The 26336-nt window shown below is 29.4% G+C and carries 25 protein-coding genes, 3 pseudogenes and 1 riboswitch; of the genes and pseudogenes, 24 read left to right on the top strand and 4 right to left on the bottom strand.

Annotated features, from left to right (window positions below; translation table 11 throughout):
* The first annotated feature begins 9 nt into the window (after positions 1 to 9).
* From KPL37_RS10925 to KPL37_RS10905, 5 genes and pseudogenes are all read left to right on the top strand, one after another.
* Positions 10 to 870 carry a DUF421 domain-containing protein gene (locus KPL37_RS10925; protein WP_216149238.1) on the top strand — a complete coding sequence of 287 codons (861 nt, stop codon included), beginning with the start codon at positions 10 to 12 and terminating at the stop codon, positions 868 to 870.
* 11 nt (positions 871 to 881) lie between these two features.
* On the top strand, positions 882 to 1361 hold the full coding sequence (gene spoVAC / locus KPL37_RS10920) for a stage V sporulation protein AC (protein WP_216149236.1): 480 nt from the start codon (positions 882 to 884) through the stop codon (positions 1359 to 1361).
* Positions 1362 to 2362: pseudogene (gene spoVAD, locus KPL37_RS10915) on the top strand (stage V sporulation protein AD).
* Between the two features lie 22 nt (positions 2363 to 2384).
* Complete coding sequence (gene spoVAE / locus KPL37_RS10910; RefSeq protein ID WP_216149234.1) at positions 2385 to 2738, top strand: stage V sporulation protein AE; 354 nt, start codon at positions 2385 to 2387, stop codon at positions 2736 to 2738.
* A gap of 77 nt (positions 2739 to 2815) precedes the next feature.
* Positions 2816 to 3013, top strand: coding sequence for a DUF1657 domain-containing protein (locus KPL37_RS10905; RefSeq protein ID WP_216149232.1), 198 nt, complete (start codon positions 2816 to 2818; stop codon positions 3011 to 3013).
* A gap of 190 nt (positions 3014 to 3203) precedes the next feature.
* On the opposite strand, the pseudogene KPL37_RS10900 reads toward KPL37_RS10905, so the two are convergent.
* A pseudogene (locus KPL37_RS10900) lies at positions 3204 to 5571 on the bottom strand (GxGYxYP domain-containing protein).
* Positions 5572 to 5789: 218 nt separating this feature from the next.
* Between KPL37_RS10900 and KPL37_RS10890 the strand changes: the two are divergent.
* The 3 genes from KPL37_RS10890 (at position 5790) to KPL37_RS10880 (ending at position 10342) form a co-directional block, all read left to right on the top strand.
* Complete coding sequence (locus KPL37_RS10890; RefSeq protein ID WP_343216254.1) at positions 5790 to 6260, top strand: methylated-DNA--[protein]-cysteine S-methyltransferase; 471 nt, start codon at positions 5790 to 5792, stop codon at positions 6258 to 6260.
* Positions 6261 to 6358: 98 nt separating this feature from the next.
* Entirely contained in the window at positions 6359 to 9295 is a 2937-nt protein-coding gene (locus tag KPL37_RS10885) for an ABC transporter substrate binding protein (protein WP_216149224.1), read from the top strand.
* 351 nt (positions 9296 to 9646) lie between these two features.
* Complete coding sequence (locus tag KPL37_RS10880; protein WP_216149222.1) at positions 9647 to 10342, top strand: hypothetical protein; 696 nt, start codon at positions 9647 to 9649, stop codon at positions 10340 to 10342.
* A 55-nt stretch (positions 10343 to 10397) separates the two neighbouring features.
* On the opposite strand, the gene KPL37_RS10875 is transcribed toward KPL37_RS10880, so the two are convergent.
* On the bottom strand, positions 10398 to 10865 hold the full coding sequence (locus KPL37_RS10875; protein ID WP_216149220.1) for a GreA/GreB family elongation factor: 468 nt from the start codon (positions 10863 to 10865) through the stop codon (positions 10398 to 10400).
* 419 nt (positions 10866 to 11284) lie between these two features.
* Between KPL37_RS10875 and KPL37_RS10870 the strand changes: the two are divergent.
* From KPL37_RS10870 to KPL37_RS10855, 4 genes and pseudogenes are all read left to right on the top strand, one after another.
* A pseudogene (locus tag KPL37_RS10870) lies at positions 11285 to 11827 on the top strand (glutathione peroxidase); the annotation flags it as partial.
* Between the two features lie 427 nt (positions 11828 to 12254).
* Complete coding sequence (locus tag KPL37_RS10865) at positions 12255 to 13370, top strand: CDP-glycerol glycerophosphotransferase family protein (RefSeq protein WP_216149215.1); 1116 nt, start codon at positions 12255 to 12257, stop codon at positions 13368 to 13370.
* A 29-nt stretch (positions 13371 to 13399) separates the two neighbouring features.
* On the top strand, positions 13400 to 13804 hold the full coding sequence (gene tagD / locus KPL37_RS10860; RefSeq protein WP_216149213.1) for a glycerol-3-phosphate cytidylyltransferase: 405 nt from the start codon (positions 13400 to 13402) through the stop codon (positions 13802 to 13804).
* Positions 13785 to 14837, top strand: a complete 1053-nt coding sequence (locus KPL37_RS10855) for a glycosyltransferase family 2 protein (protein WP_281418672.1) — start codon at positions 13785 to 13787, stop codon at positions 14835 to 14837. Before tagD ends, KPL37_RS10855 begins: the two co-directional genes overlap by 20 nt.
* Positions 14838 to 14961: 124 nt before the next feature.
* Here the strand turns inward: KPL37_RS10855 and KPL37_RS10850 are convergent, their stop codons facing one another.
* On the bottom strand, positions 14962 to 16080 hold the full coding sequence (locus KPL37_RS10850; protein ID WP_216149209.1) for an NADH-dependent flavin oxidoreductase: 1119 nt from the start codon (positions 16078 to 16080) through the stop codon (positions 14962 to 14964).
* 507 nt (positions 16081 to 16587) lie between these two features.
* Here KPL37_RS10850 and KPL37_RS10845 point away from each other — a divergent pair.
* The 8 genes from KPL37_RS10845 to KPL37_RS10815 all read left to right on the top strand — a co-directional run bounded on the left by KPL37_RS10845 (position 16588) and on the right by KPL37_RS10815 (position 23839).
* Positions 16588 to 17943 (top strand): MATE family efflux transporter, encoded by a 1356-nt coding sequence (locus KPL37_RS10845; protein WP_216149207.1) that lies wholly within the window; start codon positions 16588 to 16590, stop codon positions 17941 to 17943.
* 30 nt (positions 17944 to 17973) lie between these two features.
* Positions 17974 to 18213, top strand: a complete 240-nt coding sequence (locus KPL37_RS10840; protein WP_216149205.1) for a hypothetical protein — start codon at positions 17974 to 17976, stop codon at positions 18211 to 18213.
* A gap of 87 nt (positions 18214 to 18300) precedes the next feature.
* The gene (locus KPL37_RS10835; RefSeq protein ID WP_216149260.1) at positions 18301 to 18555 is read left to right on the top strand and encodes a tetratricopeptide repeat protein; all 255 of its coding nucleotides are present in this window, start codon (positions 18301 to 18303) and stop codon (positions 18553 to 18555) included.
* A complete protein-coding gene (locus tag KPL37_RS20085) occupies positions 18548 to 18670 on the top strand; it encodes a hypothetical protein (RefSeq protein WP_281418671.1) in 123 nt (40 codons plus the stop codon). The genes KPL37_RS10835 and KPL37_RS20085 overlap by 8 nt, the downstream gene beginning before the upstream one ends.
* A 166-nt stretch (positions 18671 to 18836) precedes the next feature.
* On the top strand, positions 18837 to 19400 hold the full coding sequence (locus KPL37_RS10830) for a TetR/AcrR family transcriptional regulator (RefSeq protein ID WP_216149203.1): 564 nt from the start codon (positions 18837 to 18839) through the stop codon (positions 19398 to 19400).
* 49 nt (positions 19401 to 19449) lie between these two features.
* Positions 19450 to 21837 (top strand): endopeptidase La, encoded by a 2388-nt coding sequence (gene lon, locus KPL37_RS10825; RefSeq protein WP_216149201.1) that lies wholly within the window; start codon positions 19450 to 19452, stop codon positions 21835 to 21837.
* 210 nt (positions 21838 to 22047) lie between these two features.
* Positions 22048 to 22140, top strand: a riboswitch (glycine riboswitch).
* A 63-nt stretch (positions 22141 to 22203) separates the two neighbouring features.
* Positions 22204 to 22473, top strand: a complete 270-nt coding sequence (locus KPL37_RS10820) for an ACT domain-containing protein (RefSeq protein WP_216149199.1) — start codon at positions 22204 to 22206, stop codon at positions 22471 to 22473.
* A gap of 10 nt (positions 22474 to 22483) precedes the next feature.
* Positions 22484 to 23839: a PFL family protein gene (locus tag KPL37_RS10815; protein WP_216149197.1), complete on the top strand. Its 1356-nt coding sequence runs from the start codon at positions 22484 to 22486 to the stop codon at positions 23837 to 23839.
* Between the two features lie 109 nt (positions 23840 to 23948).
* Here the strand turns inward: KPL37_RS10815 and KPL37_RS10810 are convergent, their stop codons facing one another.
* Positions 23949 to 24275 (bottom strand): hypothetical protein, encoded by a 327-nt coding sequence (locus KPL37_RS10810; RefSeq protein WP_216149195.1) that lies wholly within the window; start codon positions 24273 to 24275, stop codon positions 23949 to 23951.
* A gap of 175 nt (positions 24276 to 24450) precedes the next feature.
* Here KPL37_RS10810 and KPL37_RS10805 point away from each other — a divergent pair, with 175 nt between their 5' ends.
* Genes KPL37_RS10805 through KPL37_RS10790 form a run of 4 tightly spaced genes read left to right on the top strand, consistent with a single transcriptional unit; the run spans position 24451 to position 26221 of the window.
* Positions 24451 to 24963 (top strand): RNA polymerase sigma factor, encoded by a 513-nt coding sequence (locus tag KPL37_RS10805; protein ID WP_216149193.1) that lies wholly within the window; start codon positions 24451 to 24453, stop codon positions 24961 to 24963.
* On the top strand, positions 24960 to 25418 hold the full coding sequence (locus KPL37_RS10800; RefSeq protein WP_216149190.1) for a hypothetical protein: 459 nt from the start codon (positions 24960 to 24962) through the stop codon (positions 25416 to 25418). The genes KPL37_RS10805 and KPL37_RS10800 overlap by 4 nt, the downstream gene beginning before the upstream one ends.
* Complete coding sequence (locus tag KPL37_RS10795) at positions 25399 to 25923, top strand: hypothetical protein (protein ID WP_216149188.1); 525 nt, start codon at positions 25399 to 25401, stop codon at positions 25921 to 25923. Before KPL37_RS10800 ends, KPL37_RS10795 begins: the two co-directional genes overlap by 20 nt.
* Positions 25916 to 26221, top strand: coding sequence for a LiaI-LiaF-like domain-containing protein (locus tag KPL37_RS10790; protein ID WP_216149186.1), 306 nt, complete (start codon positions 25916 to 25918; stop codon positions 26219 to 26221). The genes KPL37_RS10795 and KPL37_RS10790 overlap by 8 nt, the downstream gene beginning before the upstream one ends.
* Positions 26222 to 26336: the final 115 nt, after the last annotated feature.

Genomic DNA, 26336 nt, shown 5'->3' with positions numbered 1-26336 from the left:
GGTGAAATAATGAATAGTTGGCTTATAATATTATTCAATTCAATATTATTATTTTTTTTAACATTAGTTGTTACAAGATTTATGAAAAAAAGAAACTTATCTAAAGTTACACCATTTGAGTTTATTTCATATGTAGTTATTGCTCTTATTGTAACTTTAATTTCATTAGACATTATATCAAATATCTATTTTGGACTAGTATCATTAGCTGTTTGGTCACTGATGCCTATTATTTTAGATTACGCTTCAATGAAAAGCAAATGGATTTACAACATAATAAATGGTAAGGAAAGAGTATTAATTAAAGAAGGCAAGGTTATGGAAGACAACTTAGCTAAAGAGAGAATGACTGGACAAGAGTTTCTACAAGAGTTACGTTCAAAAAAATCATTTAATTTAGCGGATGTTGAGTTTGCGGTTATGGAAACAACAGGAGATATAAATGTTAGTTTAAAAGCTGATAAAACCCCGGTTACCTCTTATGACTTAGGAATAAAAGTTGCATCAAAGGTGGAACCGCAGACAGTTATCTTAGATGGAAATATATTAAACGAAGGACTTACCAATAGTGGACTTAATCGAAATTGGCTTAAAACTGAGCTAGAAAATAAAGGAGTAGTACTTGAAAATGTATTTATAGGTCAGGTAGATTCTTCTGGTGATTTATATTTGGACCTCTTTGATGACGTGGTACAAGTGCCAAAATCGCAGATTAAAGAGATGTTATATGCTAGTATCCAAAAAAGTCAGGCTGACCTTGTGTCTTTTGCATTAGAAACGAAAAATGAATCAGCAAAATCTATGTATTTAAGAAATGCAAAAGAATTAGATAATGTTATGAAAAAATTAGAACCATATTTATTACGTTAGAGGGTGAAATAATGTCTAATATGAAAAAGAAAAAACTAACACCAGTTCAACAAAAATATGATAAGCTCGTAAAAAGCATAGAACCCAAAAGACCTATTTTAAAAAATTGTATTAAAGCTTTTTTTGTAGGTGGAATTATATGCACTATTGGCCAAGGGTTGCAATTGATTTTTATTACTTATTTTAATTTTAATGAAAAAACGTCAGTTGGGCCAACTTTAGTTGTTTTAATTTTTGTTGCGGCCCTACTTACTGGACTTGGGATTTATGACCATCTTGGACAATGGGCTGGAGCTGGATCTGCTGTTCCAATTACAGGATTTGCAAATTCAATAGCCTCAGCTTCAATAGAGCATAGAAGTGAAGGTTTTGTTCTTGGTGTAGCTGGAAACATGTTTAGGTTAGCTGGAGCAATTATTGTTTTTGGAGTCTTTTCTGCTTTTGTGGTTGCTACTATAAAAATTACAATAAAATGGTTGGGGGTGATGTAGGTGCTTAAAGGACATCAATCATGGATATATAATTCTAAACCTACAATACTGGGTTCAGCAGCAGTTGGGGGCCCATTTGAGGGCAATGGAGCCTTAGCAAATGATTTTGATATAATTCATGAGGATTTATGGGTTGGACAGGATAGTTTTGAAAAAGCTGAAAAGGTTATGCTTGAACACGCTTGTGCAAGGGCAATAGAAAAATCAAGTATAAAAAAGAAGATATAAATTTTTTTATAAGTGGTGATTTGATGAATCAGATTACATCTAGTAGTTTTGCGGCGAGGAGTTTGGGGATACCCTATTTAGGGATTTTTGGTGCTTGTTCTAGTTCAATGCAAGGGTTAGCATTAGCTGCTCAATTAATAGATAGTAAGTCAGCTAAATATGTTATGGCATCTGCAAGTAGTCATAATGCAACTGCAGAAAAACAATATAGATATCCTACAGAATATGGTGGTCAAAAACCTCCTACTGCTCAATGGACAGTAACTGGGGCTGGAGCTGCAGTGCTTTGCTGCGAAGGAATTGGTCCTAAAGTCACTTCTGCTACAATGGGAAGAGTAATAGATATGGGTATATCAGATCCTTTTAACATGGGAGCGGCTATGGCACCAGCAGCAGTAGATACTATAGAGGCACATTTTCGAGATCTAAATATTGATGCCTCCTATTATGATTTAATTGCTACTGGTGATTTAGGCAAAGTAGGACATGAAATTGCAATTAGTTTATTAAAAGATCATGGCATTGATATGCCGGGTAATATATTTACAGATTGCGGATTTTTAATATATAAAAAAAATCAACCAGTTTTTTCGGGTGGTAGTGGATGTGGATGCTCGGCTACAGTAACTTATGGGCACTTTCTTAACCGTATGCGTAGAGGGGAATTAAAGAGAATATTAATTGTTGCAACAGGTGCATTAATGTCTCTGATATCCTATCAACAAAAGGAAAGCATACCTTGCATTGCTCATGCAGTTTCTATAGAAATGTAAAAAAAAAGGTGTGAGTTTATTTATGGAAAAATTTATTTTAGCTTTTGTAGTAGGTGGTTTAATTTGTGTTATTGGCCAACTTATAATGGATATTTTAAAGATTACACCTGCACATACTACATGTACTTTAGTTGTAATAGGAGCGATTTTAGGAGGGCTTGGACTATATGATCCCTTGGTTAAAATAGCAGGTGCAGGTGCATTTGTACCAATAAGTAGCTTTGGAAACACGCTTGTATCAGGAGCCTTAATAGATGCTGAGCAAACGGGATTTATAGGGATATTTACAGGCATTTTTAAGGCGGCGAGCTCGGGAATATCTGCTGCAATAATTTTTGGCTTTATTGGCGCAATATTATTCAAACCAAAGGGATAATCGTCGCTTGAAGAGCGGTTAGCCATCTCTCATAGAGCTTTAAATATCTTAGAAGATATTTAAAGGAGGTGAAAACAATGACCGTAGGAACTCAAATGCAACAAGCGATTGCTGGAATACAAAGCGCTTCTGCTACAATGAAGACTTTTTCTCTAGAAACAGAGGATGTGACAGCAAAAAATGATTTTGAACAAATAGCAGTACAACTTGATTCTGTTATGGATACTTTAAAAGGAAGACAAAAATATATTCAAAGTCAAGAACCTCAATATTAATAGAACATTAATATTAATAATAATTTTTACATATGTGTTGTAAGAATTTTTATAAAATTAAATTTATAAAGATATAAAATTGTTAAGTTAACAACAAATTAATGAGTAAAAAGCTAGGACGTTACGTCCTGGCCTTTTATTCTATAATTTTAGATTAAGCAGATGAAAATATCTACAATCATTAGAATACCTAATCTTTAACATTCTTTTCTATCAATTTCATAAATGTTTCAGGGGTTACTATTGCCACTTTAGGATTTTCTTTTAATTTATTAATAACCTTTTCAATATTGCTAAGATCTTTGCTCCAAGCATGAACATAAACAAAAGTGTAACTATTATAATTACTAATATTTACTTGATTAGAATCAACTCGTTGATTAATATTTTTTATAAGATCATCTTCACTTTCAATATTATCCCAAAGTAAATCTCTACATGACACTATTGGTTTATTATTTGACCAATTAATTTCACCGTGGTAATTGTCATGTTTATGATAATCAAGATAAAATAATCCTTGTATATTAGGTTTTATAGTAAATTTATCCCAAAGATCCTTATTATAAAAAGAAGAGTCATCGATAATTGCTACATACTTCTCATCTACATTTTCCATATAATCATTTAATCTATTAATATATATATATAGTGATTTCTTATCAAATTTACTTGGGTACATGTAGCCATTTCCAGAGGGCGGTACTAAAAAATAGTCGTTGGTAGATCCATGCGCTGCACTTTCATAATATAGTTTAAATACTGTAGGGGCAAGATAATATAAGGAAGGGCTTAATGACCAACCCAAATTGAATTTTCCTTTATAGGGAGAACCATACCATTTGTGAGAACTATAATTAGTTCCAAGGTTCCACTGCTGATTATCTCCATCAGACATTATAAAGGTTACATTATGAACATTTTCTTTAATTGGCATTGGTAATAAAGTTTTTTGATTTATAGGTAATGAAGGAAATGAACTTAACACAGTTAAATTATAAGACCAATCTGCAGCAACTATACTAACACCATATTTTGAAGCTGTACTTACATTAATAAATTCATCTGGTCCCCAACCCAGGCAAAGGGAGTCTTTATCCATGGCTGAAAATATTTTATCTCGAAGAGCTGTAACATCAATTTTATCTTCATAAAATATTAGAGATTTCGTCATTATGCCATAGTCTCTTAAGGCGGAAGAATTACCAGGCGATAATTGTATTACTATGGAGTGATTTAGTCCAGAATTCCATAAATTATCAAAGGCCCAGTTTTCATCTGTATTTCTGCAGTCTCCTATAATTTTTGTTATCCCGTAAATCTCAGCTTTATCTTGGATAGTTTCATCAATCGCTATGCAATTAGTTAATGAGGCAAGAGAACAAGCATTATTTATTGAAGGATCATTTAGTGATTTATTATAGAGTACATATCCTTCAATATAATCTTTAAATATATCTAATAAGTGCCATGGGTTTGATACATTTTCGTAGGAAACCCTATAACTTTCTTTCAAATTATCAAGCCATATTTGATAATCAGGTTGTGAGGAACTAAGTGTATATATTTGAATAGGTGATTGTTTATTAACAAGTCCTTGAAGAGTAGCTATCATCGCTGCCTCAGCTAGTGTCATTGTATTTTGAGATATAACATATAAGTAAGTTGCAGTTATGGGGTTTTTAATATAATTATTAGCATCTAGAGCTTTTCTAAAGTCACTCCATTTAATAAAACTCATTGATATTTTCCTTGCAGTATTTATAAAAATTATTTAAAAAGTTAGTTCTTTCATTATTATTAAAAGACTTGATATGACTGTCATCAAAATTTGCTAGTAATAATTGTCTCTCTATAATATCATTGGCTGAAACGTTGCCTGAATTCTTAATCATATCATACATAATCATGAAGGTAGTGGTCCTTCCAATACCTTGTTTACAGTGAAAATGAAACCAACTGTTTTTAGGCTGTGAAAGTACAAGCTTTACAAAGTAATCAACCATATCATCATTAGGTATTTTACCATCAGTAACTGTGATGCGGTTATATGATAATGATTTAGAATTAACAAGATGTTGTTCATCCTCAACTTTCGTTGGAACTATAGTTATATTTTTATGATTATAAAATGTAAGTGGAACATTTAGTCTTATATTACTTAGTTTATTGTATTCATCAAGTAAAACTTTATTTTTAGTTAGTCCTACGTTGGCATCATTTTTCGCATTAGCAAAGCTAATAGGTAATCCATTAATAAATCCGTGTGATTCTTGTCTTAAATCAATGATAGTAATTGGTAATAAGGTGTTTATACTTTTTATTACTATAGGCAGATTATATTCTGAAAATTGTTGACTACCAGAAATGTTTAATGTGTTTAATCCACTAAGATTTAAATCCTTATTGTTTTGGGTATTTAATAAAGTAGACGACTTACGAAAATTTTTAGGAATATTATAGTAATTTTGAGAATCTAAAACAAGATTTATGTTATTGTTTATCTGTATATATCTATTTAATAGCATCATATTATAAAAATAAGGGTACTGGTACATATATATCCTCCATTAAAAATAGTTTTCAACATATATTATGTAAGTAAAATTGCTTTGTTACTAAGAACAGTTGTTATATTGATAATTAATTATTTTGTGTATTGCAATCACCATAGGTATTCTTAATATATAAAATATTAAAATAACATTCAATGAAGACAGGTACAAAAGAATAGAGTAAGATATATTATATAGAAACTAAAATTAGAGGTGGTAATATTAATAATATATTTTATTATGAAACAATAATTGGTAAAATAGGAATTATTGAGAATGGCTTTGCTATTACCCAAATGAATTTTATTGAAAAAATGCCTAAAGGTACAAATATTAACGAAACCGTCTTGCTAAAGGGAGCAAATAGACAACTTCAAGAATATTTTTCAGGAAAAAGAAAAGTATTTGATTTACCACTTGCACCTAGTGGTACCGAATTTCAGCAAAAGGTGTGGCATGCACTTCGAGAAATCCCATATGGTAAAACTAACAGCTATAAGGATATAGCAAAAAATATTGGTAATATAAAAGCAGCTCGTGCGGTAGGAATGGCAAATAATAAAAATCCGATTTTGATATTTATTCCTTGTCATCGTGTTATTGGTTCTAATGGTAAATTGGTTGGATATGCAGGTGGGTTAGATGTGAAAGAAAAACTTTTAAACATAGAAAAAGAAAATAGAAATAATTAAAACTAGCACTATAACATGGTAGGGAGAGAAATTGTTTATAGGAACTTTATTACAATAATGGTATAATATTAGAAAGAACATATGAAAAGAGGTTTGAGATGAAGAAGAGGATAATGACAATGATTTTCGCAATATATATTATTTTTAATAGTTTTCAATTTAATACTTTTGCTTCTGTTGATCATAAAGATAGAATACTGTTTATAAGTTCTTATAATTCTTCTTTCCCAGTATTTTTTCAACAAATAGAGGGAATTAAATCTGTTTTAACGGATAAAAATTCTATATTGGATTTAGAATTTATGGATAGCAAAAGATTTTATCAGGAGCAGAATATTAATAATTTTTATGATTTATTAAATTATAAAATTAAAAATAGTCCTGAAAAATACGATGCAATTATGGTAGGAGACGATAATGCATATGATTTTGCTATGAAATATCAAAAGGAACTATTTAATGATATTCCAATTGTTTTTTTTGGAGTAAATGATATTCAAAAGGCCTTAAATTCAAAAAGTAAAAATTTGGTTACAGGGGTAGCAGAGGATGTTTCTGCGAGAGATACATTGAGTGTTGCAACTATTATAAATCCTAAGGCCACTAACATTTTGGCAATAGGAGACTCAACTGAAACTAGTATTCAAGATGTAAAGAGTTTTTATAGTCAAAAAAAATATTTTCCTAATCTTAAATTTTCAGATATAAATTTAGGTGAATTTACTATCGATGATTTTAAGAATAAGTTAAAAAATATAGATGATAATACTATCGTAATTTTTATAGCAGCGTTTAGAGATTTAAATGGAAATCCAATTGATTTTGAAACAGGAGTTAAGCTTGTTTATGATAATTGTAAACAGCCTTTATTTGATTTATATCTTCACGGAATAGGAAGTGGTCTTTTAGGAGGAAAGGTTGTTAGTCATACTGCGCAGGGTAAAGTTGGAGCTCAAATGGTGCAGAAAATACTAACAGGAACTTCAGTTAAGGACATACCGATTATAGATAAAAGCCCTAATAAATATATATTTGATTACAACATGTTAAAAAAATTTGATATAAATCAGAAGTTACTTCCAGCAGATAGCATAATTTTAAATAAAAAAGTTACTTTTTACGATAATTATAAAAACTATATATTGTTACTATTAATTGTTTTTGTTATTATGATGTTTTGTATTGTGTATTTATTGAGAAGTATCAAAATTAGAAAAAGGGCCGAAAAAGATTTAGTTGAAGCAAATGTTACTCTTGGATCAACTTATGAGGAATTAGAAGTGTCCTCATTGCAGCTAAAGGCACAATATGAAAAAATACAAATTCAGGATGAAAAATTAGTTCATGTTAAGGAAAGTTATAGATTAATATGTGAAGCAAGTACAGGGGGAACTTGGGATTTTGATTTATTAACAAACATAAGACTATTTACTGATAGCTGGTATACAGAATATGGTTTTTCAAAAAATGACTTTTTGAAAATAAAAAACTGGGTTCAACATATACATCCTCATGATAAGGGTATATTTTTAAATTATCAAAGATTAATTAAAGAAACAAATCATGAAAAGTATTCATGTGAATATAGAATTACAATGAAAAATGGAGAATATAGGTATTTTGTGGAAAAGTGTATAGTAGTGCGTGATGATAAAGGTATAATCGAGCGGATTGCAGGTTCACATACTGATATAACAGCGAGAAAACTTCAAGATATTAAAATAAGAAAACTAGCGTATCATGATATTTTGACCGGTCTCCCTAATAGAGCATATTTAAATAAAAAATTAAAAATTGCATTATTAAATTGTAGCAAGAATTCCCTTTGTGGAGCAATTATTTTTATTGGTATAGACAATTTTAGTCTTATAAATGAATATTTTGGGCATGAAACTGGGGATAATGTACTTATTTATATAAGTAAAATACTTAAAGAAACCTTTGAAAAAAGTGAGAAAGTGTTTGTATCTAAAGTTAGCGGTGATGAATATGTAATTCTTATAAAGGAGCTTAGTGATTTTGATTTCGTTCGTAATTATATAAAAAGAATTTTAAAAGTATTTGAAAAAAAGCTAATAATTGAAAACAATGAATTTTATATAACGATTAGTATGGGAATAGCCATATTCCCAAAAGATGGGGATACAGTTCAGCGATTGCTTAAAAATGCGGATACAGCATTACATAAGGCAAAAGAATTAGGAAAAAATTGTTATGAATTTTTTGATGAAGTTATGAGTGATGTTATAATGAATAAAATATTGCTACAAAGTAGTATAAGAAAAGCATTAGAAAATAATGAATTTGTATTATATTATCAACCCCAAATTGATGTAATAACAGGTAGGCTTTGTGGTTATGAGGCATTAATAAGATGGATAAGTCCCAAATATGGTTTTGTTCAACCAGATAAATTTATAAAACTTGCAGAAGAAAATGGCACAATAGTGCCACTCGGAAGATGGGTACTTAAACAAGCTTGCGACTTCTGTAATAAAATCAATATTAAAAATGAAGATAAATATGTTGTATCAGTAAATATTTCACCAATTGAATTTATGCAATATGAATTTGTTGATACGGTTAAAGACATTATAAATAAAAGTTGCGTGTCACCAAATCTTATTGAAATCGAAATTACTGAGACCTCATTAATGGAATCATTTGATATTAACATTGCAAAACTTAATGTGCTTAAAGAATTTGGTCTAAGTATTGCTATGGATGATTTTGGAACAGGTTATTCATCATTAAAATATCTAAATTTATTGCCGATGAATGTACTAAAAATAGATAAGTCATTTGTGGATGATATTGCTAATAATAATAAGGATAAAAATTTTATTGATATTATTATTATTATGCTTGCACATAGGATGGGATTAAAAGTTGTTGCAGAAGGGGTAGAAACGGAAATTCAAAGGTCAGTACTTACAAGTCAAGGATGTGATAAAATACAAGGCTATATTTTTAGTAAGCCATTGACAGAAATTAATGCAATAAAATATAAAACAAATTTTACTACAAAATTATGAATTACAAATAACTTTAATAATATTATATTTTACAAACTCATGGCAAGATGTCTTATTAGCCATGAGTTTATTTGGTGCGTGGCTTTATAAATCCTGAATTGATATAAAGTAATAAGGATTGACTAAGTGAAAATGTAACTTATTGACTTTGGAAAGACAACAGAATAATGTATACTGAGCTTGGATATTCATTTACAAAGTAAATAAAGATAATAAATTTGAATACATTTAAGCAATGTGATTAGGATTGCTAGAAATATCACTGACAGTGAGGAGGATATTAGATTTTTCAAATGAAAAATTAAATAATAGAATTGTAACTAAAGAAGAATATATTAGGAGGAAAAACTAATGAAAAAGTCAATAAAAGTAATTATAAGTTTATCAGTTATAGTAATGATTAGTGTAATACTGGTTATATATATAGTAGTTTTACCAGCTCTGTCAGCAGAAAATGCAAAATCTACAATAGGGTCACCAGAGCAGGTAGCAGACCAGAGGATATTAGATGCTAAAATAATAGCAGATAAGAAAATAGTAGAGGCAAAAATATTAGCAGATAAAAAATTGTCAGATGCAAAGGCCCTTGAGACTAAAAAAATATCCAATACAAAGGATCAAAGTGAGTTAACCAAAGACGTTAAATATAAAAATTACCTTAATGCAAAGTTTTTATGTTCGATTAAATATCCTAGTGAACTAAAAGTAGTTGAAGAAACTGTTAGTGGGAATATGTTTAAATCAGATGATGAAAGTATATCACTTCAGATTTATGGAACTAATAATGTATCACACGATACAGTTGATTCAATATATAACAAAGCTATAAAAAATAATAATATGTATTATAAAGTCAAAGTTGGTAACTGGTTTGTAATATCTTATATTGAAGGCGACAAAATAGTCTATCAAAAGAAAGTAGTTGGAAAAGGTTCAATTGATACTTTCATTTTTAAATTTCCAACTAGTGAGAAGAGTAAATATACTAAAGTTGTAGAAATTATTGAAAAAAGTTTTAAAGCTTCATCTACTGACAAAGCTCATTAATAATGCGAAAAATTTAAGTAGCGATTACTCTCTGCTTAAATTTTTCTTTTTTTTACTATTCGTAAATTTTCTCTATAACTACTTCGTAATTACCTTCAGGGGCTAAAACTGTACATTTGGTTCCAAGTGCCTTTTTGTAGATTGCAATTCCAAGTGGTGATTCAATACTTATATTCATAAGATCTGGATTGGTCTCTACTGTTGATACCAAACGTACTTTTACAATATCGTCAGTATCAAGAAATTTAATGTCTGCCTGACCTCCAAGACCTAATTGTTCATCACTGCTATCGTCATCTACTACTGTCGAGTTCCGAAGTAACTCTTGAACTGTAATTATTCTATCGTTATTAGTTGCTTCCTCATCTTTAGCTGCATCATATTCTGCATTTTCACTTAAATCGCCGTGACCTTTTGCTTCTTTAATTGCTGCAGTTATTTCTCTTCTTTTTTCTCCAGTTCGTAGGGTTAACTCTTCTTCTAATTTTATTACTCCACTAGGTGTTAATATTGTACTTTTCATGTTTTTTCACTCCTAACAAATTTTCCATTTATAATGGTATTTAATATGCATAAAGAAAGTAGATATATATAAATTATTTATGCATGTAAAGACATTAAAGATTTATTATAGCACATTTTTAGCTAATATATTAAATACAATATTTAAGTTAATGATTATTTAATAATATATATCCATAGTGATGTAAATAAACTCCAAACCATATTGTGTTTTATTTATTTATATGGTACAATAATCTTATAAAAGTAATAATGATTATTATAAAGTACAAGCTATTAGAAAGTAAAACATTTTGAAGAATACAAAATATTAGTATAAAAAATTTCGTCGAATGATAATTAAGTTATGTAGACATACTATTTTAGTAGATAAAATTTTTTAGTATTTTATTTAAAAATATAGAAATGGAGGGATGATAAATGTCAATTTATGATTTTAAAGCAATTACAATCGATGGTGAAAAAGTTTCTCTTAATGAGTACAAGGGAAAGGTGCTTGTTATAGTTAATACAGCAAGCAAATGTGGATTTACACCACAGTATGAGGGCTTAGAAAAACTTTACAATCAATACAAAGATAAGGGCCTAGAAATATTAGGTTTTCCAAGCAATCAATTTTTGGAGCAAGAACCTGGTGAAAGTAGTGAAATAAAAAAATTCTGTCAAATTAATTATGGAGTGAGTTTCCCATTGTTTGAGAAAACTGATGTAAGAGGAGAAAATGCCCATCCGATTTTTAAATATCTTACAGAAAAAGCAAGATTTAAGGGATTTGATCTTAATAAAGCTAATGAAAGAAAATTTAATGATATGCTTGAGAAAAGATTCCCTGAATTATTAGTAGGTGATTCAATAAAATGGAATTTCACAAAATTTCTTATTGGTAGGGATGGTAATGTAGAACATAGATATGAACCAACAACTACACCAGAAGATATATCAACAGACATTGAAAAATTGATTTGTACATCAATTGGAAATGATGTAAGTAATAAAAAAATGTATACTGGTGAAGATGATGAAGAAGTACCAAATTGTGAAGGAGGACCTTGTAACTTCGTATATCATGATGATGATGAAAATTAATATAAAATATGCTAAATTATAATATATACAGATATAAAAATAATTTTAAAGAAATGTTTAGAGAAGTAAAGTGTAATTTACATCTCTAAACATTTCTTTGCTTTTTTGTAGTTTTTTCAATGAGATAATACTAGTCGACAACAATCGACAAAAAACGATTTGTATGTTAATATAAGGATAGACTAAGAATGGTGTAAATATAATATAGTTACTAGTAATATTATATAAAACAATAAATATTTAAAAAAGGAATGGTTTTTTGATAAACATATGTATTTTAAAAATATGCTCATTATTAAATAAGATGTTAATAAAGAAAAAAAATAAGCTTTGTTTAATTAGTTTTCCAGATTTCTCTGATAATTGTATGGGTGTATTCAATTATATAATTAAAGAAAATTTGACTCAATATGAAATTGTGTGGTTAGTAAATGACTTATCTATTCCAGATAAAATTAGTGAATTACAACTTTCATTTAAGGTTAAGGTTGTAAAAAAGAATTCTCTTTTGGGGCTATTAAATTACATGACTTCGAAGTATATATTTTATACTCATACACCTTTTAATGGGGTAGAAAATCTTAAAAAGCAAATTGTAATTAATTTATGGCATGGTATGCCACTTAAAAACATAGGATATCTAGACAATAAAGATGAAAAGAATATTCCTCATTTTACATATACTATAGCTACATCTGATGAATTTCAAAATGTCATATCGAAGGTTTTTGGGGTAAGTAAGAGTAAAGTATTAGTTACTGGATTGCCTAGAAATGATGATATAAATAAGTTTAAAAATATATTATCTAAATTAAATATAAATGGGGAGATTTATAATAAGAAAATATTATGGATGCCGACATTTAGAAAATCAGTTATGGATGGAAAACGAAATGATGGTAAGCACAAAAATAGAAAATTACCGTTATTATCTAATAAAGAATTAGAAGAGTTTAATGAATATTTAAGAGATAATAATGATTTATTTGTAATTAAGTTACATCCTATGGATTATCTTAAAAAAGAGGACTTTAGTAAATTAAGTAACATTAAAATAGTTGCAAATTGTAATTTTAAAAACATAGGTGAGCAACTATATTCAGTATTTCAAGAATTTGATGCCTTTATTACTGATTATTCATCAGTCTATTTTGATTTTATGTTGCTTAATAAACCTATTGGCTTTGTAATGGACGATTTAAAAGAATATAGTAGTAGTCGAGGGTTTGTTTTTGAAGATATTTATGATTGGATTCCAGGACAAATTATTAAAGATGTATCTGAGTTAAAAACTTACATAAAAAATATAAATAATGAGATAGACGATTTTAAAGATATTAGAGAAAAAGTTAATAATAAAACAAATAGTTATTCAGACTTTAACAATACTAAAAGGTTATTTAATGAATTAGGTTTATAGAATGATATCATTAAGGGAGGACAAAACTAATGAAAAAAGTAATTACATATGGGACTTTTGATTTGTTACATTATGGTCATATAAATGTATTAAAAAAAGCTAGAGAACTAGGTGATTACCTTATAGTAGCATTGTCAACTAATGAATTTAACGCTATAAAGGGTAAAGAGTGCTATTTCTCGTATGATCAAAGAAAGAAGCTTGTTGAAGCTATACGTTATGTGGATTTGGTTATACCTGAAGATAGTTGGGAACAAAAAGTTCATGATGTTAAGGAATTTAAGGTTGATGTGTTTACTATTGGGAATGATTGGTCTGGAAAATTTGATTTTTTAAAAGAATATTGTGATGTGGTATATCTATCAAGAACGCCAGAAATATCAACCACTAAAATAAAAAAAGATTTAGGATTGGATGAAGAAAGTGTATCATAATAGGATTGTTAGTATAATAGTTCCTGTATATAATTCAGAAAAATATATAGAGAAATGTATTATGAGTATTTTAAATCAAACATATAAATACATAGAATTAATTCTTATTAATGATGGGTCAATTGATAATAGTGGAGATTTGTGTGATATCTTTGCAAAACTAGATAATCGTGTTAAAGTAGTACATATGAAAAATTTGGGAGTGTCATCTGCTAGAAATAAAGGTATAAAAGTAGCCACAGGAAAATTTATTCAATTTGTTGATTCTGATGATTATATTGAACCTAATATGATTGAAACTTTAACTAATGAAATAAATAGAAACATTGATATGGTGTTTTGTGGATACACAAGAGTATCTAAGGATAAAAATGGTAAAATAAACTTCAATGCCATCAGTTTAAACAATCAAGTTAGTATTACAAAAAAAACATTCTTTAATGAATTTGGTATTCTTTTTAAAAATTATTATATTAACTATCTTTGGAATAAATTATATGTTGCTGATATTATAAAAAAATATAATATTGAATTTGATAGCTTAATAAATTGGGGTGAGGACCTTATGTTCAATCTCCAATATTTAGAACATTGTGGTAACATCACTATAATTGATAAACAACTTTATAATTATGTAAATTATAATGATAATTCTATTACATCTACATTTAATAAGGAATTATATAATAATCAAAATAACATGTACAAAGCAGTAAGAAAATTTTTAATTAATAATAATGCATATACAGATACAAATAAAGATATAGTAGAAATGAAATTCACTGATAGCATTATAATGAGTTTAAACAATTTGTTTTATAAAGATTCAGATTGCGATAAATTAGAAATTAAGAAGCAAATATCACGAATTATTGAAGACAACATTTTGGCTCACAATTTAAAGTATTTTAACTTTGGAGGTTTTCAAAAAAAAATAGTCGGTAAGATGATAAAGAATAAATCTTTGCATTTAATTATTTATTTCTATGAAATTAAAGAGTACATTAGGCGCAGAAAGAATTTTTTTATATAGGATTTTTAAAAAGTAAGTAATCAAAATGAAAAGTACCAGATATGTTTTATTTCATATCTGGTACTTTTGTTATATAAGATGTGTTAAGTAATTACCTTAATATCCATAAGTAGTGATAAAGTAATTATTTTGACATTGGGAACCAACCTGGCGTATTTATAATTGCGTTCCAAAGTGGCTCCGGAATATCTAAAGATTTTCTTTGAGTTTTATCTAAAGTAGTACGTATTTTTGAAAAATTACCAGTTTGAACCTTACTGACCCAGTCGGGTTCCATGATTAGCTCTCTACCAAGAGATATAAATGTGACACCACTATTTAATGCCTCTATAGCATCTTCAGGAGTGTGGATAGAGCCAACACCAATGAAGGGTACTCTGCCATGTATTTTGTCAAGTATATTGCAAATGATAGGCTTAGTATCGGAAGCATTCCGTATTGAACTTTGCCAAAAATCCGATATGGAGCTGTGTAAGTAACTTAATCCTTGATTTGCTAAAATGTCTATAAATGAAAGAGTTTGTTCTAAAGTTATACCAGGAATTTCTAGTTCCTCTGGTGAAAACCTGTAGCCAACTATAAAATTCTTTATGCCATCTTCTTTTATTACTTTCTTAACCTGTGCAATAACAGCTAGTGGAAAATTCATTCTTTTTTCAATGTTTCCACCCCACATATCGTCTCTTCGATTTGAATGAGGAGAAAAAAATTGTTGTAATAAATATGTGTTGGCTCCATGAATTTCTACACCATCAAAACCTGCATCTATTGCAAGTTTTGTTGTTTCACCAAAAGATTTAATAATATCTTGAATTTCAGCTTCTGTCATTGCACGAGGAGTTATTGACCCTGATCTCTCGGGGGCTATAGCGCTTGCACTAATAGTTTGACCACTGGGTATTTCGGCAGGAATTGCCATTCTTCCACCATGAAATATTTGAAGAATTGCTAATGCTCCTTCTCCTTTTATGGTTTGGGCTAATTTTTTTAACCCGGGTAAAAAGCTATTGTTGTAGGCAGCAAATTGCCCAGGAAATCCCTTGCCGGATTCTCGTACAGTAGTTGCTGCAGTAATTACTATTCCTACACCCTTTGATCTTGTTTTATAATAGCTTAACTCTGACTCAGATACTGTTCCATCAGGGTTTGCAGAAAAAGTAGTCATAGGTGCCATAACTATAGAGTTTTTTACATTTATAGTTGAATCTAATGTTTTTTGTTCAAATAAATTTTCAATTTTCAATTTAATCGCTCCTCTTTAAAATATATTATAATTAAGTTATGCATAAAACAGATATTACATATAAAATGGTTTTAAAAAATAGTTATTTTTAACAACATTTTGGAAGCTTCAAGTCTGCCATCTTCTATAAGTGACAGTTGTCTAGCTTAGTAAAATTGCTTTGGTGGCAGTCTACATCTGCTTCCAAAGTTGTTAATATTTCAGCTCCGCAGGAGATGATTTAATACTATGTTTAAATTATAAATTTTATATTTATTTCTTATATATTATAATACAGTATTTTCATAAAGATGTAAACAATAATAGTTATTAAAGAACATTTATTACAAAGTGACTTCAGAAAGCTTTAATTTCTAATTTAGATTAGATGTATTTATTCTTATAAGATAATTAATATATATAAAATGGATGTTATAATATATAGTGGATGATATATAGTGGATGATATAATATTAAATGGATTATGATGTTATAAAAGTATATATTTTAAAATGGAGGAAATTTTTTATGAATGTAAAATTAGAAACAGAAAACATAGGCAAATTACTTTTTAAGTTTTGTGTGCCAGCTATAACGGGAATGGTAGTGAATGCATTATATAACATTGTAGATCGAATATATATAGGGCATATTAAAGGGGTGGGATCATATGCATTATCGGGTCTTGCTATAACATTTCCAATATCAGTTATTATAATGGCATTTGGGATGCTTATTGGTATAGGTGCTTGTTCAGTGATATCAATAAGACTTGGAGAAAAAAACATTGAGGCAGCAGATAATATTTTGGGGAATGCTGTAATGCTTTTAACAATAATATCGGTAGTACTTGGGATTTCTGGAGTTTTATTTTTGAATAAAATTTTAATATTGTTTGGTGCAGATCAAAATAACATGCCCTATGCAAAAGCATATATACAAATCATACTTATGGGAGCTGTTTTTCAAAATATAGGATTTGGTATTAATAACATAATTAGAGCCGAGGGAAATCCTAAAATGGCAATGTTTACAATGATATTTGGAGCAATTATTAATATTATATTAGATCCAATATTTATATTTGTATTTAAAATGGGAATTCAAGGTGCTGCAATAGCAACTATAATTTCTCAAGCTTTTAACACTTTATTAGTAATTAGATATTTTACAGCAAAAAACAGCGGAAGTGTACTTAAATTAAACAAAACCAGCTTAAAGTTTAACAAATATATTGTTAAGGATATTTTTGCTATTGGAGTGGCACCGTTCTCTATGCAAATAGCTTCAAGTCTTGTAGCTATTTTGTATAATAAAGGTCTTGGTACTTATGGAGGGAATCCTGCAATTGCTGCAATGGGGATATTAAATAGTATATCAATGCTTATTTTTATGCCCATATTCGGTATTAGTCAAGGTATACAGCCTATAATAGGATATAATTATGGTGCTAAATTATATAATAGAGTTTTTAAAATATTAAAACTTGCTATAATTTTTGGAACTTGTATTGCTGTAATTGGGTTTATTGTTGTGCAATTATTTGCAAATCAACTTATTGCAATATTTGTAGGTAATAATTCTGAATTAATAAAATTAGGAGCACATGGACTTAGGATTGATTTAATGGTTTTACCTATTTTAGGATTCCAAATTCTAGGCGCAAGTTATTTTCAAGCTATAAATGAGGCAAAAACATCAATGACTTTAAGTATTTTAAGACAAGTCATAGTATTAATACCTATTATTCTTATACTTCCATTGTTTTTAAAATTGGATGGGTTATGGTTTTCACAACCTTGTGCTGATTTGATTGCAACGGCTCTTACCGCATGTTTTTTATCAAGGAGTATAAAGAAAACAAAAGACAGTCCTGTATTGTAAGAATATTGTTGACAGTACGCTTATTTAAATATGAGCAAATATGAAAAGGCAATGCCACATTTATTTGATTCAATAAAGATATCTCAAAGACAAAGTATATGTGATTTGCAAATACTTATATATTTAACTATAGGGGATACTTATTTTGATGCTGGAGAATACGAAAAGAGTTTAGAATACTATAATTATGCCGAAAAAATTGCAAACAAAATAACAGATAGTAAAAATTATTTTAAGAATACGTATGAATACTATACTGCAAAAATTTAGAATAGAATTGTTGAGATATATAGACTTCTTAGATGTTATGAAGAGGCTATTATATATTACAATTAGGCTGTTAATCTTGACAGAAAGTTGAACTACAAAGCTACCTTTGGTGGTGTACTTTTGAATCTTGGTAATGTACAGTACCAACTCGGTAACTTTGATAAAGCACTGGAATATTTAAATGAATCTCTTATATATTTAATTAATAATGATCACAAAATTGGTTTAGCAAAAGCATATGGGATAATTGCTTTAATACATGAGAAAAAAACAAATTATGTGGAATGTGAAAAATATTTTTCTAAAGCAATCGATATTTCTTCTAAAATGGACTATGATTAATGTGGAAGAGCTATCAATGCCTCATAAATTTTCAAAGGTAGGGGATATCGTAACTGTAACATTAGGTGTTTTATCTGTTATACCGAATGATGAGATTACAATTACTGATTTGTAAGGATTGCAGATAATGCTTTATATGAAGCCAAGGACATGGGTAGAAACCAGATTATTGGTTTTAATTCCTAGTTATTTAAAAATAAAATTATAATATAAATTTTAATATATAACACTTGACAATAAATGAATGATCGTTTATTATAGAAATTAGTAGAGGTGTTTAGATGAGAAGAAAAGATGATGAAAAAGAAAAAAGTATAAAGGAAGCAGTTGTTAAACTAATACTTGAATTAGGTTTTCATGGTACTTCTATTTCAAAAATTGCAAAAGAGGCAGGGGTTTCCCCAGCTACTGTTTATATTTATTACGAGAATAAAGAAATTATGTTTCAAGATATATATTATGAGTATTCTGAAGAGATATTTGATTATTTACTAAGTATGGTTTATAAGAATATGGATGGACATGAGCTTATTGAAATATTGGCTAGAGGGTACTATACCTACATTAAAGAAAATGGAGAAATATTTCATTTTGTGGATCAATTCTCCAGTTGTCCAGCCTTAGCTTGTCATTGTTTAGATCGAAAAGGCATAAAAAATTTGAATAATTTGTTTGAGGAAATGAAGGAGAAAAAAGTGCTTAAGAATATTCAAAATGATAATTTGATAGCAATACTTTTTTTTCCAGTAAAGTCTATTGCGAGTAACCAATGCATTAGAGAAGTTGAAAAAGATAATTTACTAAAAGAGCTGATTACAATAATACAAGATGCTTTATTAGTTTAATTAAACGAACATTCACTTATGAATGTTATCAAAAGGAAGGATGATTATAATGATGAGTTTAGATATAAAAAATAAAGAGGGAATGGTAATTCCTGTTGCAGATATAGTTTTATTGCCAGGAATGGCTTATACTTTAAAACTAAATAAGATTAGTGAAGAAGAACTAAAAAACTTAGATGATGAGGAGCAATTTAGTATCGCTTTACCCTTAAAACAAAACTTTAATCAGAGTCAGTTAAAAGAAGAAGATTTTCATAGAGTTGGCGTTTCCTTTCATGTAAATGAAGTTGAGAAAACAGAAAAAGGATATCAAGTAAAAATTAAAACATTAGATAGGGTTGAAGTTAGTGAGCTTACTATTGAGAGTGGTTTTATACGCGTAGAATTTGAGGTAACACCAGATATTATTGATCTTAATGAAAAGGGTCAAGAAGAAATGATCGAGTATATTAAAAAGGTTACTCGTGAGGTTAGCGAAAGATTTAAGGGATCAGATCAGTTTATGAATATGGTAGAAGAGCAAAAGGAACTAAATGCACTAATGGCTCATCTTACTCAATTTATGCCACTAACAAACTCAGAAAAATATGAATTAATTAAAATTAAATCATTAAAAGAGAGAAGCCTTAAGTTTATGGATTACATCTTAAAACAAAAGGAGGCTCTAAAATTGCAACTTGAGATGGCAGAAAAATTCACTCAAAAAGCTAATAAAGGATATAGAGAGTCAGTATTAAGAGATCAACTAAAAGCGATTCAAAGTGAATTGGATGAAGGTAAAAGTGAAAGTGCGAAGAAAGATAAAAAGTATATAGATAAAATTGAAGAGGCCCAAATGCCAACTGAAATAAAAGACGCTGCTTTAGATGAACTTGAAAAATTAGAAAGACAAAGCGAGAATAGCGCTGAATATAATATTGTACGTAACTATTTGGATTTATTAGTTAAACTTCCTTGGAAAAAGTCTGAACAAAAGGTTATTAATTTAGGAGAAGCAAGGCGAATACTTGACCAGCAGCATTATGGGCTAGATAAGGTTAAAGATAGAATTTTGCAACATTTAGCGGTAATGCAGCTTAAAAAAGATAAAAAAGGTTCTATTTTATTATTAGTTGGACCTCCAGGTACTGGCAAAACTAGTTTAGGTAAAAGTATTGCACAGGCACTGGATAGAAAATATATAAGATTAAGTTTAGGTGGCATACGTGATGAAGCTGAAATAAGAGGACATAGAAGAACTTACATTGGCGCAATGCCAGGAAGAATCATTCAAAGCATTAAAAAAGCAGGAGAAATGAATCCAGTTATGGTCTTAGATGAAGTAGACAAGCTAATGACTGGTTATAATGGAGATCCAGCTAGTGCTTTACTTGAAGTATTAGATCCAGAGCAAAACAATAGCTTTACTGATCATTATTTGGATTTACCTTATGATTTATCAGAAGTATTCTTTATAGCAACGGCTAACTCTTTAGAGAATATTCCAAGGCCTCTACTTGATAGAATGGAGATAATCCAAATATCTAGTTATACTATAAATGAAAAATTTCATATTGGAAAAAATCATTTAATACCTGAAATACTTGAAGAACATGGATTAAATAAAGAACAGTTAGTTATTGAAGATGGAGCTTTGCAAAAAATAATTAGTGAATATACGATGGAGGCTGGTGTTCGTGGACTGAAAAAACAACTAGCTACCCTTGCAAGAATTACTTCAGAAAAGATTGTATCACATAAGGGAGAGTTACCATTTACTGTTACTGAAACTGAGCTAGACGATTTACTTGGTAGAAAAGTTTCAAGTCATGATAAGGCTCAAAAGGATAACCCACCAGGAGTAGTCACAGGACTTGCATGGACATCGGTAGGTGGAGAAATACTATTTATTGAAGCTACTGACATGTTAGGAAGTGGACAAGTTATATTAACAGGACAATTAGGAGATGTTATGAAAGAGTCTGCAAGGATATCTTTAAGTTTACTTAAATCAAGGTTACCAATGAATTCTATAAACTTTAAGGAAAGAGATCTTCATATTCATGTTCCGTCAGGATCTGTTCCTAAAGATGGTCCATCAGCTGGAATTACATTATTAACAGCACTTGCTTCGCTTGTAACAGGCATAAAGGTGGATCCAAAACTTGCAATGACTGGAGAAATTACGTTAAGAGGAGCAGTACTTCCAATAGGTGGACTTAAGGAAAAACTAATTGGAGCTCAGAGAGCTGGTATAACAAAAATATTAATTCCTAAGGAAAATTTAGTTGACTTAAAGGAGGTGCCAGAAGAAGTTAAGAGTTTGTTAACTATTAAAACTGTAGAAACAGTAGAGGATGTTCTTCGTGAAACACTAGGAATATCACTACCTAGAATAGAACATGTATTTAATCCTGATATTTCTTCAGAAATAAAAATTAAAGCAAATCAAATATAAGATATTTATAAAAGGTGCCTCTATAGGCATCTTTTTTAACTCAATAAATATAGAATTTAATAGAATAAGTTGAAATTAGTTAGTAAAACTGTTATTATAACAATAATAACTTACAACTAAATAGTTCGGATGATTATAGCAGAAGAGTATAGAATATCTATACACCCAAAAAGTAAATCTTTTAGGTACCGCACGGATATGACTGTTATAGGACGAGCCCTTGGAGAGACTCAAATTGAGCACCGAAGGAGAAAACTTGTGAAAGCTAGTGAAACTCTCAGGTAAAAGGACAGGGGATAATATTGATTTCAAGGGTCGAATATTATCTATTCGGCTTTTTTTTGTGATTAAAAGAGGAGGAGAAAAATGAAGGCTGTATTAACTGTAATTGGGAAAGATAGGGTAGGTATAATTGCAAATGTATCCAATTTATTATTTGAAAAAAATGCTAATATTTTAGACATTAGTCAAACTATTATGCAAGAATTTTTTACTATGGTAATGCTTGTAGATTTGGATAATATTAATATTTCTTTAAAGGAACTAACCGAATTATTAATGGAGAAAGGTAAAAATTTAAAAGTTTCAATAAAAATGCAACATGAGGACGTATTTAATTCAATGCATCTTGTATAGGAGGTAGAAAGTGAATATTAATCAAATAACGGAAACAGTAAAAATGTTAGAGGATGAAAAGTTAGATATTAGAACACTTACTATGGGGATATCTCTACTTGATTGCTGTGATTCTGACGGTAAAAAGGCTAGAGCTAGAATTTACGAAAAAATTATGAGACTTGCTGGAAACCTAGTTAAGGTAGGAGACGATTTGGCTCTAGAATATGGTGTGCCAATAATAAATAAAAGAATATCAGTTACACCTATTTCTTTGATTGCAGGAGCGTCTACGGATGAGAACTATGTAGAGTATGCAATAATGCTTGATAAGATTGCAAATGAGTTAGGAGTAAACTTTATTGGAGGATTTTCTGCATTAATTCATAAAGGATACACTACTGGTGATCATAGATTAATTGCATCTATACCTGAGGCTATGAGAGTCACTGAAAGGGTATGCTCATCAGTGAGTGTTGCAAGTTCTAAAGTTGGAATTAATATGGATGGAGTTCGTGAAATGGGTCAAGTTATTAAGGAAGCTGCAAGATTAACTGCAGACAGAGATGGTCTTGGTTGCGCGAAAATTGTAGTCTTTGCAAATGCAGTAGATGATAATCCTTTCATGGCAGGAGCTTTTCACGGAGTGGGAGAACCTGAGTGTACATTAAATGTAGGAATAAGTGGCCCAGGTACAGTAAAAGTCGCCCTAGAGAAAGTAAAGGGTGCTGATTTTGGTGTTGTAGCTGAGGTAATAAAGAAAACTGCATTTAAAATAACAAGAATGGGTCAATTAGTTGGAATGGAAGCTGCAAAGAGGCTCGATGTACCTTTTGGAATAGTAGATTTATCATTGGCACCAACACCTGCAATAGGTGATAGTGTTGCTAGAATACTCGAGGAAATGGGTCTTGAGGCATGTGGAACTCACGGAACAACTTGTGCACTAGCAATGCTCAATGATGCAGTTAAAAAAGGTGGAATAATGGCTTCAGGTTCTGTTGGTGGTCTAAGTGGCGCATTTATACCAGTAAGTGAGGATGAGGGAATGATTGAAGCCGTAGAAAAGGGAGCTATAAATATTGAAAAACTCGAAGCTATGACTTGTGTTTGCTCAGTAGGACTTGATATGATTGCTATCCCAGGAGACACTTCTGCAGAAACTATATCAGCAATTATTGCAGATGAGTGTGCAATTGGAATGATTAATAATAAAACTACTGCAACAAGGCTTATACCAGCGCCAGGTAAAAAGGTTGGTGACAGTGTAGAATTCGGTGGACTTCTTGGACGTGCACCAGTTATGAAGGTAAGTGAATTTTCAAGTGACGATTTTATAAACCGTGGTGGAAGGATTCCAGCACCTATACATAGCTTTAAAAATTAGAAAGCTAATATATTTTAGTTAGAAAAAAAAATTGATATTACTTTAATAAACAAAAACAAAATGGTGGCTATATAAAAATAATTATTTGAATTATTTTGATATAGCCATTTTATTCTTTTCTGCAACAATTTTTATGGACCCAATTTTTATATACTTCTTGAAATCCTAGGTCTGTATAACAAATTATGTCACCGGGAGAAATTGGGTTAGTACATACCTTACAAGTTGAGCTGTAATCAGCTGTTTTTGTAATTCCAAGCCATAGGGGCTCAGTAAGTTTAATTAGCTCTGTTTTAAGCTCATCCTCTGTAAATTCTTTGATTATTAGCTCACGTAAATAAGAAGAAAAATTATTATCCCCATGAGTTAATTTAGATTTTTTTAATGCTAAACTATAGACATGCTCTGGTAGAGTAATTGATACTTTCTTACTCATTATGTTTAACTCCTACAGTATTAATATCTACTAATATAGTATGAATAATAATAAAATTTGTGTATGTTTTATACCAATTAATTATGACTTTATCGTTATTAAGTAGAAATATTTTATAATTGAAGTGTTTTTTATTTTTTAATCGTTATATTATGTGTAGGGACAAAAATGGGGGATGATGGTTATTCAAGAAGAAGAGTTTTCAAACTATATAAAACAATATGAACGTTTAATCATCACTATTTGTATTTCATTTACTAAAAGTTATTTTGATTCAGAGGACTTAGCGCAACAAACCTTTTTGTCTGCCTATATGAATTATAGTAAATTTGATGGAGTTAATTTTAAGGCCTGGATTACAAGAATTGCTATAAACAAATGTAAAGATTTTCTTAAAAGTCCTGCAAGAGCAATTTATAGTTTATCTGATGAAGATTTTGAGTGTTTAAAGGATAAAGGAGATACGCCTGAGGAAGTGCTTTTAGAGAAACATAGTAAGAAAAAAATACACAATTTATGTGAAAGATTAAAAGAGCCTTATAGAGCAGTTGCAGTAAATTATTTTTGTAAAGATATTAAACTCTCAGATATGGCAAAAGATACAGGGATAAGTTTAAAAACGTTACAAACCCATCTTTATAGATCAAAAAAGCTTCTTAAAAATTTATGGAAGGAGGAGTGTATGTGAGTTATACATTATTTAATGAAAACGGTCATTTAACTAAAGCTTTGCTACAAAAATTTAAAGATGGTTCCTTAAGTGAGAATGAACTAGTTTTAATGTCAGAACATATATGTTTGTGTGAAACCTGTGCTGATGTTTTAGCTGAGAGTTTTAATGATAATGAACTTGCAGATGCTCCTTTAGGATTTGAGCAAGAGGTGATAAGTAAAATAAAAAACAAGAAAAAAAGTAATACTCAGTTTGTATATTATTCTCTTAGGGTAATAACAGCAGCAAGTATAGCGTTAATATTTGTTTTTTCAAATTCATTAAATCTTTTAGCAAATACAAAAAATAAACCCTTGGATGTAACCCCTATAAGTTTAAGTTCAATAAACACAGTTAGTGTAAGTCTTAACAATTTCTCGAGAAAAATAATTAATATGGAGGTATTTAATAATGAAAAAGGAAAAAAATAAATTCTTAACTTTTGGGTTTTCACTTATGCCTGGTGCAGGGCATATGTATTTGGGATTTATGAAGATGGGACTATCACTAATGACAATATTTTTCTTCATAATATTTCTATCAAGTTTTCTTTCTATAGGACCACTTCTCTTTATTTTGCCGTTAATTTGGTTTTATTCATTTTTTGATTGCTTAAACAAGAGGTATTCGACAGATGAAGAATTTTTACTTTTAGAAGATAAGTATTTATTTTCTCTTGATGAAATTGTAAAAATAGATAAAAATGTATTAAAAAAACATAGCCTGTTTTCAGGAATATTATTAATACTTCTTGGTGGCTACTTGATATTTAACAATATTATTAATAGCCTATCTCAATATATGCCACAGAATGTATATAATTATATAGGTGATTTAATTAGGATTGCTCCACAGATAATAGTTGGTATTGTAATAGTTGTTATTGGTGCAAGGCTTATTATAGGTAAGAAAAGAGAGCGTGATATGAATGATTAAGGGACGCCGTGTAGGTACGTTTACGACTGGCATAGTTTTAGTTATGTTTGGTGGAATGTTTTTACTCAAGTTAATATATTCAAGCATTGATTATTTAAAAATATCATCACTGTGGCCAATGATTTTAATTTTATTAGGAGTTGAAATTATTGTGTCATATTTAATAAATAAAGATGAGATTATGAGGTATGATTTTGCTGCAATAATTCTAATAATAATATTATCTATATTTTCAATGGGTATGGGATGTATGGAGTATGTAATTACTAATATTGATTTGTTAAGAAATATATTGTAAGTCTTATATAATAAAAAATAGCTATAGGGTAAGTGCATTTTAAATGAACTTATTCTATAGCTATTTAAATTGAATTTATAGCATTATTTATATAATTTGGTACAGTTCTAACTTC

This window comes from Clostridium frigoris (genome assembly GCF_018861865.1).
Classification (GTDB): Bacteria; Bacillota; Clostridia; order Clostridiales; family Clostridiaceae; genus Clostridium_AD; species Clostridium_AD frigoris.
This window is presented reverse-complemented; position numbering and strand designations above follow the sequence as displayed.

Excerpts from the sequence above, each read along its gene's own strand:
- KPL37_RS10925 (WP_216149238.1), top strand. The coding sequence starts at position 10 with ATGAATAGTTGGCTTATAATATTATTCAATTCAATATTATTATTTTTT.
- spoVAC (WP_216149236.1), top strand. The coding sequence starts at position 882 with ATGTCTAATATGAAAAAGAAAAAACTAACACCAGTTCAACAAAAATAT.
- spoVAE (WP_216149234.1), top strand. The coding sequence starts at position 2,385 with ATGGAAAAATTTATTTTAGCTTTTGTAGTAGGTGGTTTAATTTGTGTT.
- KPL37_RS10905 (WP_216149232.1), top strand. The coding sequence starts at position 2,816 with ATGACCGTAGGAACTCAAATGCAACAAGCGATTGCTGGAATACAAAGC.
- KPL37_RS10885 (WP_216149224.1), top strand. The coding sequence starts at position 6,359 with ATGAAGAAGAGGATAATGACAATGATTTTCGCAATATATATTATTTTT.
- KPL37_RS10880 (WP_216149222.1), top strand. The coding sequence starts at position 9,647 with ATGAAAAAGTCAATAAAAGTAATTATAAGTTTATCAGTTATAGTAATG.
- KPL37_RS10875 (WP_216149220.1), bottom strand. The coding sequence starts at position 10,865 with ATGAAAAGTACAATATTAACACCTAGTGGAGTAATAAAATTAGAAGAA.
- KPL37_RS10865 (WP_216149215.1), top strand. The coding sequence starts at position 12,255 with ATGTTAATAAAGAAAAAAAATAAGCTTTGTTTAATTAGTTTTCCAGAT.
- tagD (WP_216149213.1), top strand. The coding sequence starts at position 13,400 with ATGAAAAAAGTAATTACATATGGGACTTTTGATTTGTTACATTATGGT.
- KPL37_RS10855 (WP_281418672.1), top strand. The coding sequence starts at position 13,785 with ATGAAGAAAGTGTATCATAATAGGATTGTTAGTATAATAGTTCCTGTA.
- KPL37_RS10845 (WP_216149207.1), top strand. The coding sequence starts at position 16,588 with ATGAATGTAAAATTAGAAACAGAAAACATAGGCAAATTACTTTTTAAG.
- KPL37_RS10840 (WP_216149205.1), top strand. The coding sequence starts at position 17,974 with ATGAGCAAATATGAAAAGGCAATGCCACATTTATTTGATTCAATAAAG.
- KPL37_RS20085 (WP_281418671.1), top strand. The coding sequence starts at position 18,548 with ATGATTAATGTGGAAGAGCTATCAATGCCTCATAAATTTTCAAAGGTA.
- KPL37_RS10830 (WP_216149203.1), top strand. The coding sequence starts at position 18,837 with ATGAGAAGAAAAGATGATGAAAAAGAAAAAAGTATAAAGGAAGCAGTT.
- lon (WP_216149201.1), top strand. The coding sequence starts at position 19,450 with ATGATGAGTTTAGATATAAAAAATAAAGAGGGAATGGTAATTCCTGTT.
- KPL37_RS10820 (WP_216149199.1), top strand. The coding sequence starts at position 22,204 with ATGAAGGCTGTATTAACTGTAATTGGGAAAGATAGGGTAGGTATAATT.
- KPL37_RS10810 (WP_216149195.1), bottom strand. The coding sequence starts at position 24,275 with ATGAGTAAGAAAGTATCAATTACTCTACCAGAGCATGTCTATAGTTTA.
- KPL37_RS10805 (WP_216149193.1), top strand. The coding sequence starts at position 24,451 with ATGATGGTTATTCAAGAAGAAGAGTTTTCAAACTATATAAAACAATAT.
- KPL37_RS10795 (WP_216149188.1), top strand. The coding sequence starts at position 25,399 with ATGAAAAAGGAAAAAAATAAATTCTTAACTTTTGGGTTTTCACTTATG.
- KPL37_RS10790 (WP_216149186.1), top strand. The coding sequence starts at position 25,916 with ATGATTAAGGGACGCCGTGTAGGTACGTTTACGACTGGCATAGTTTTA.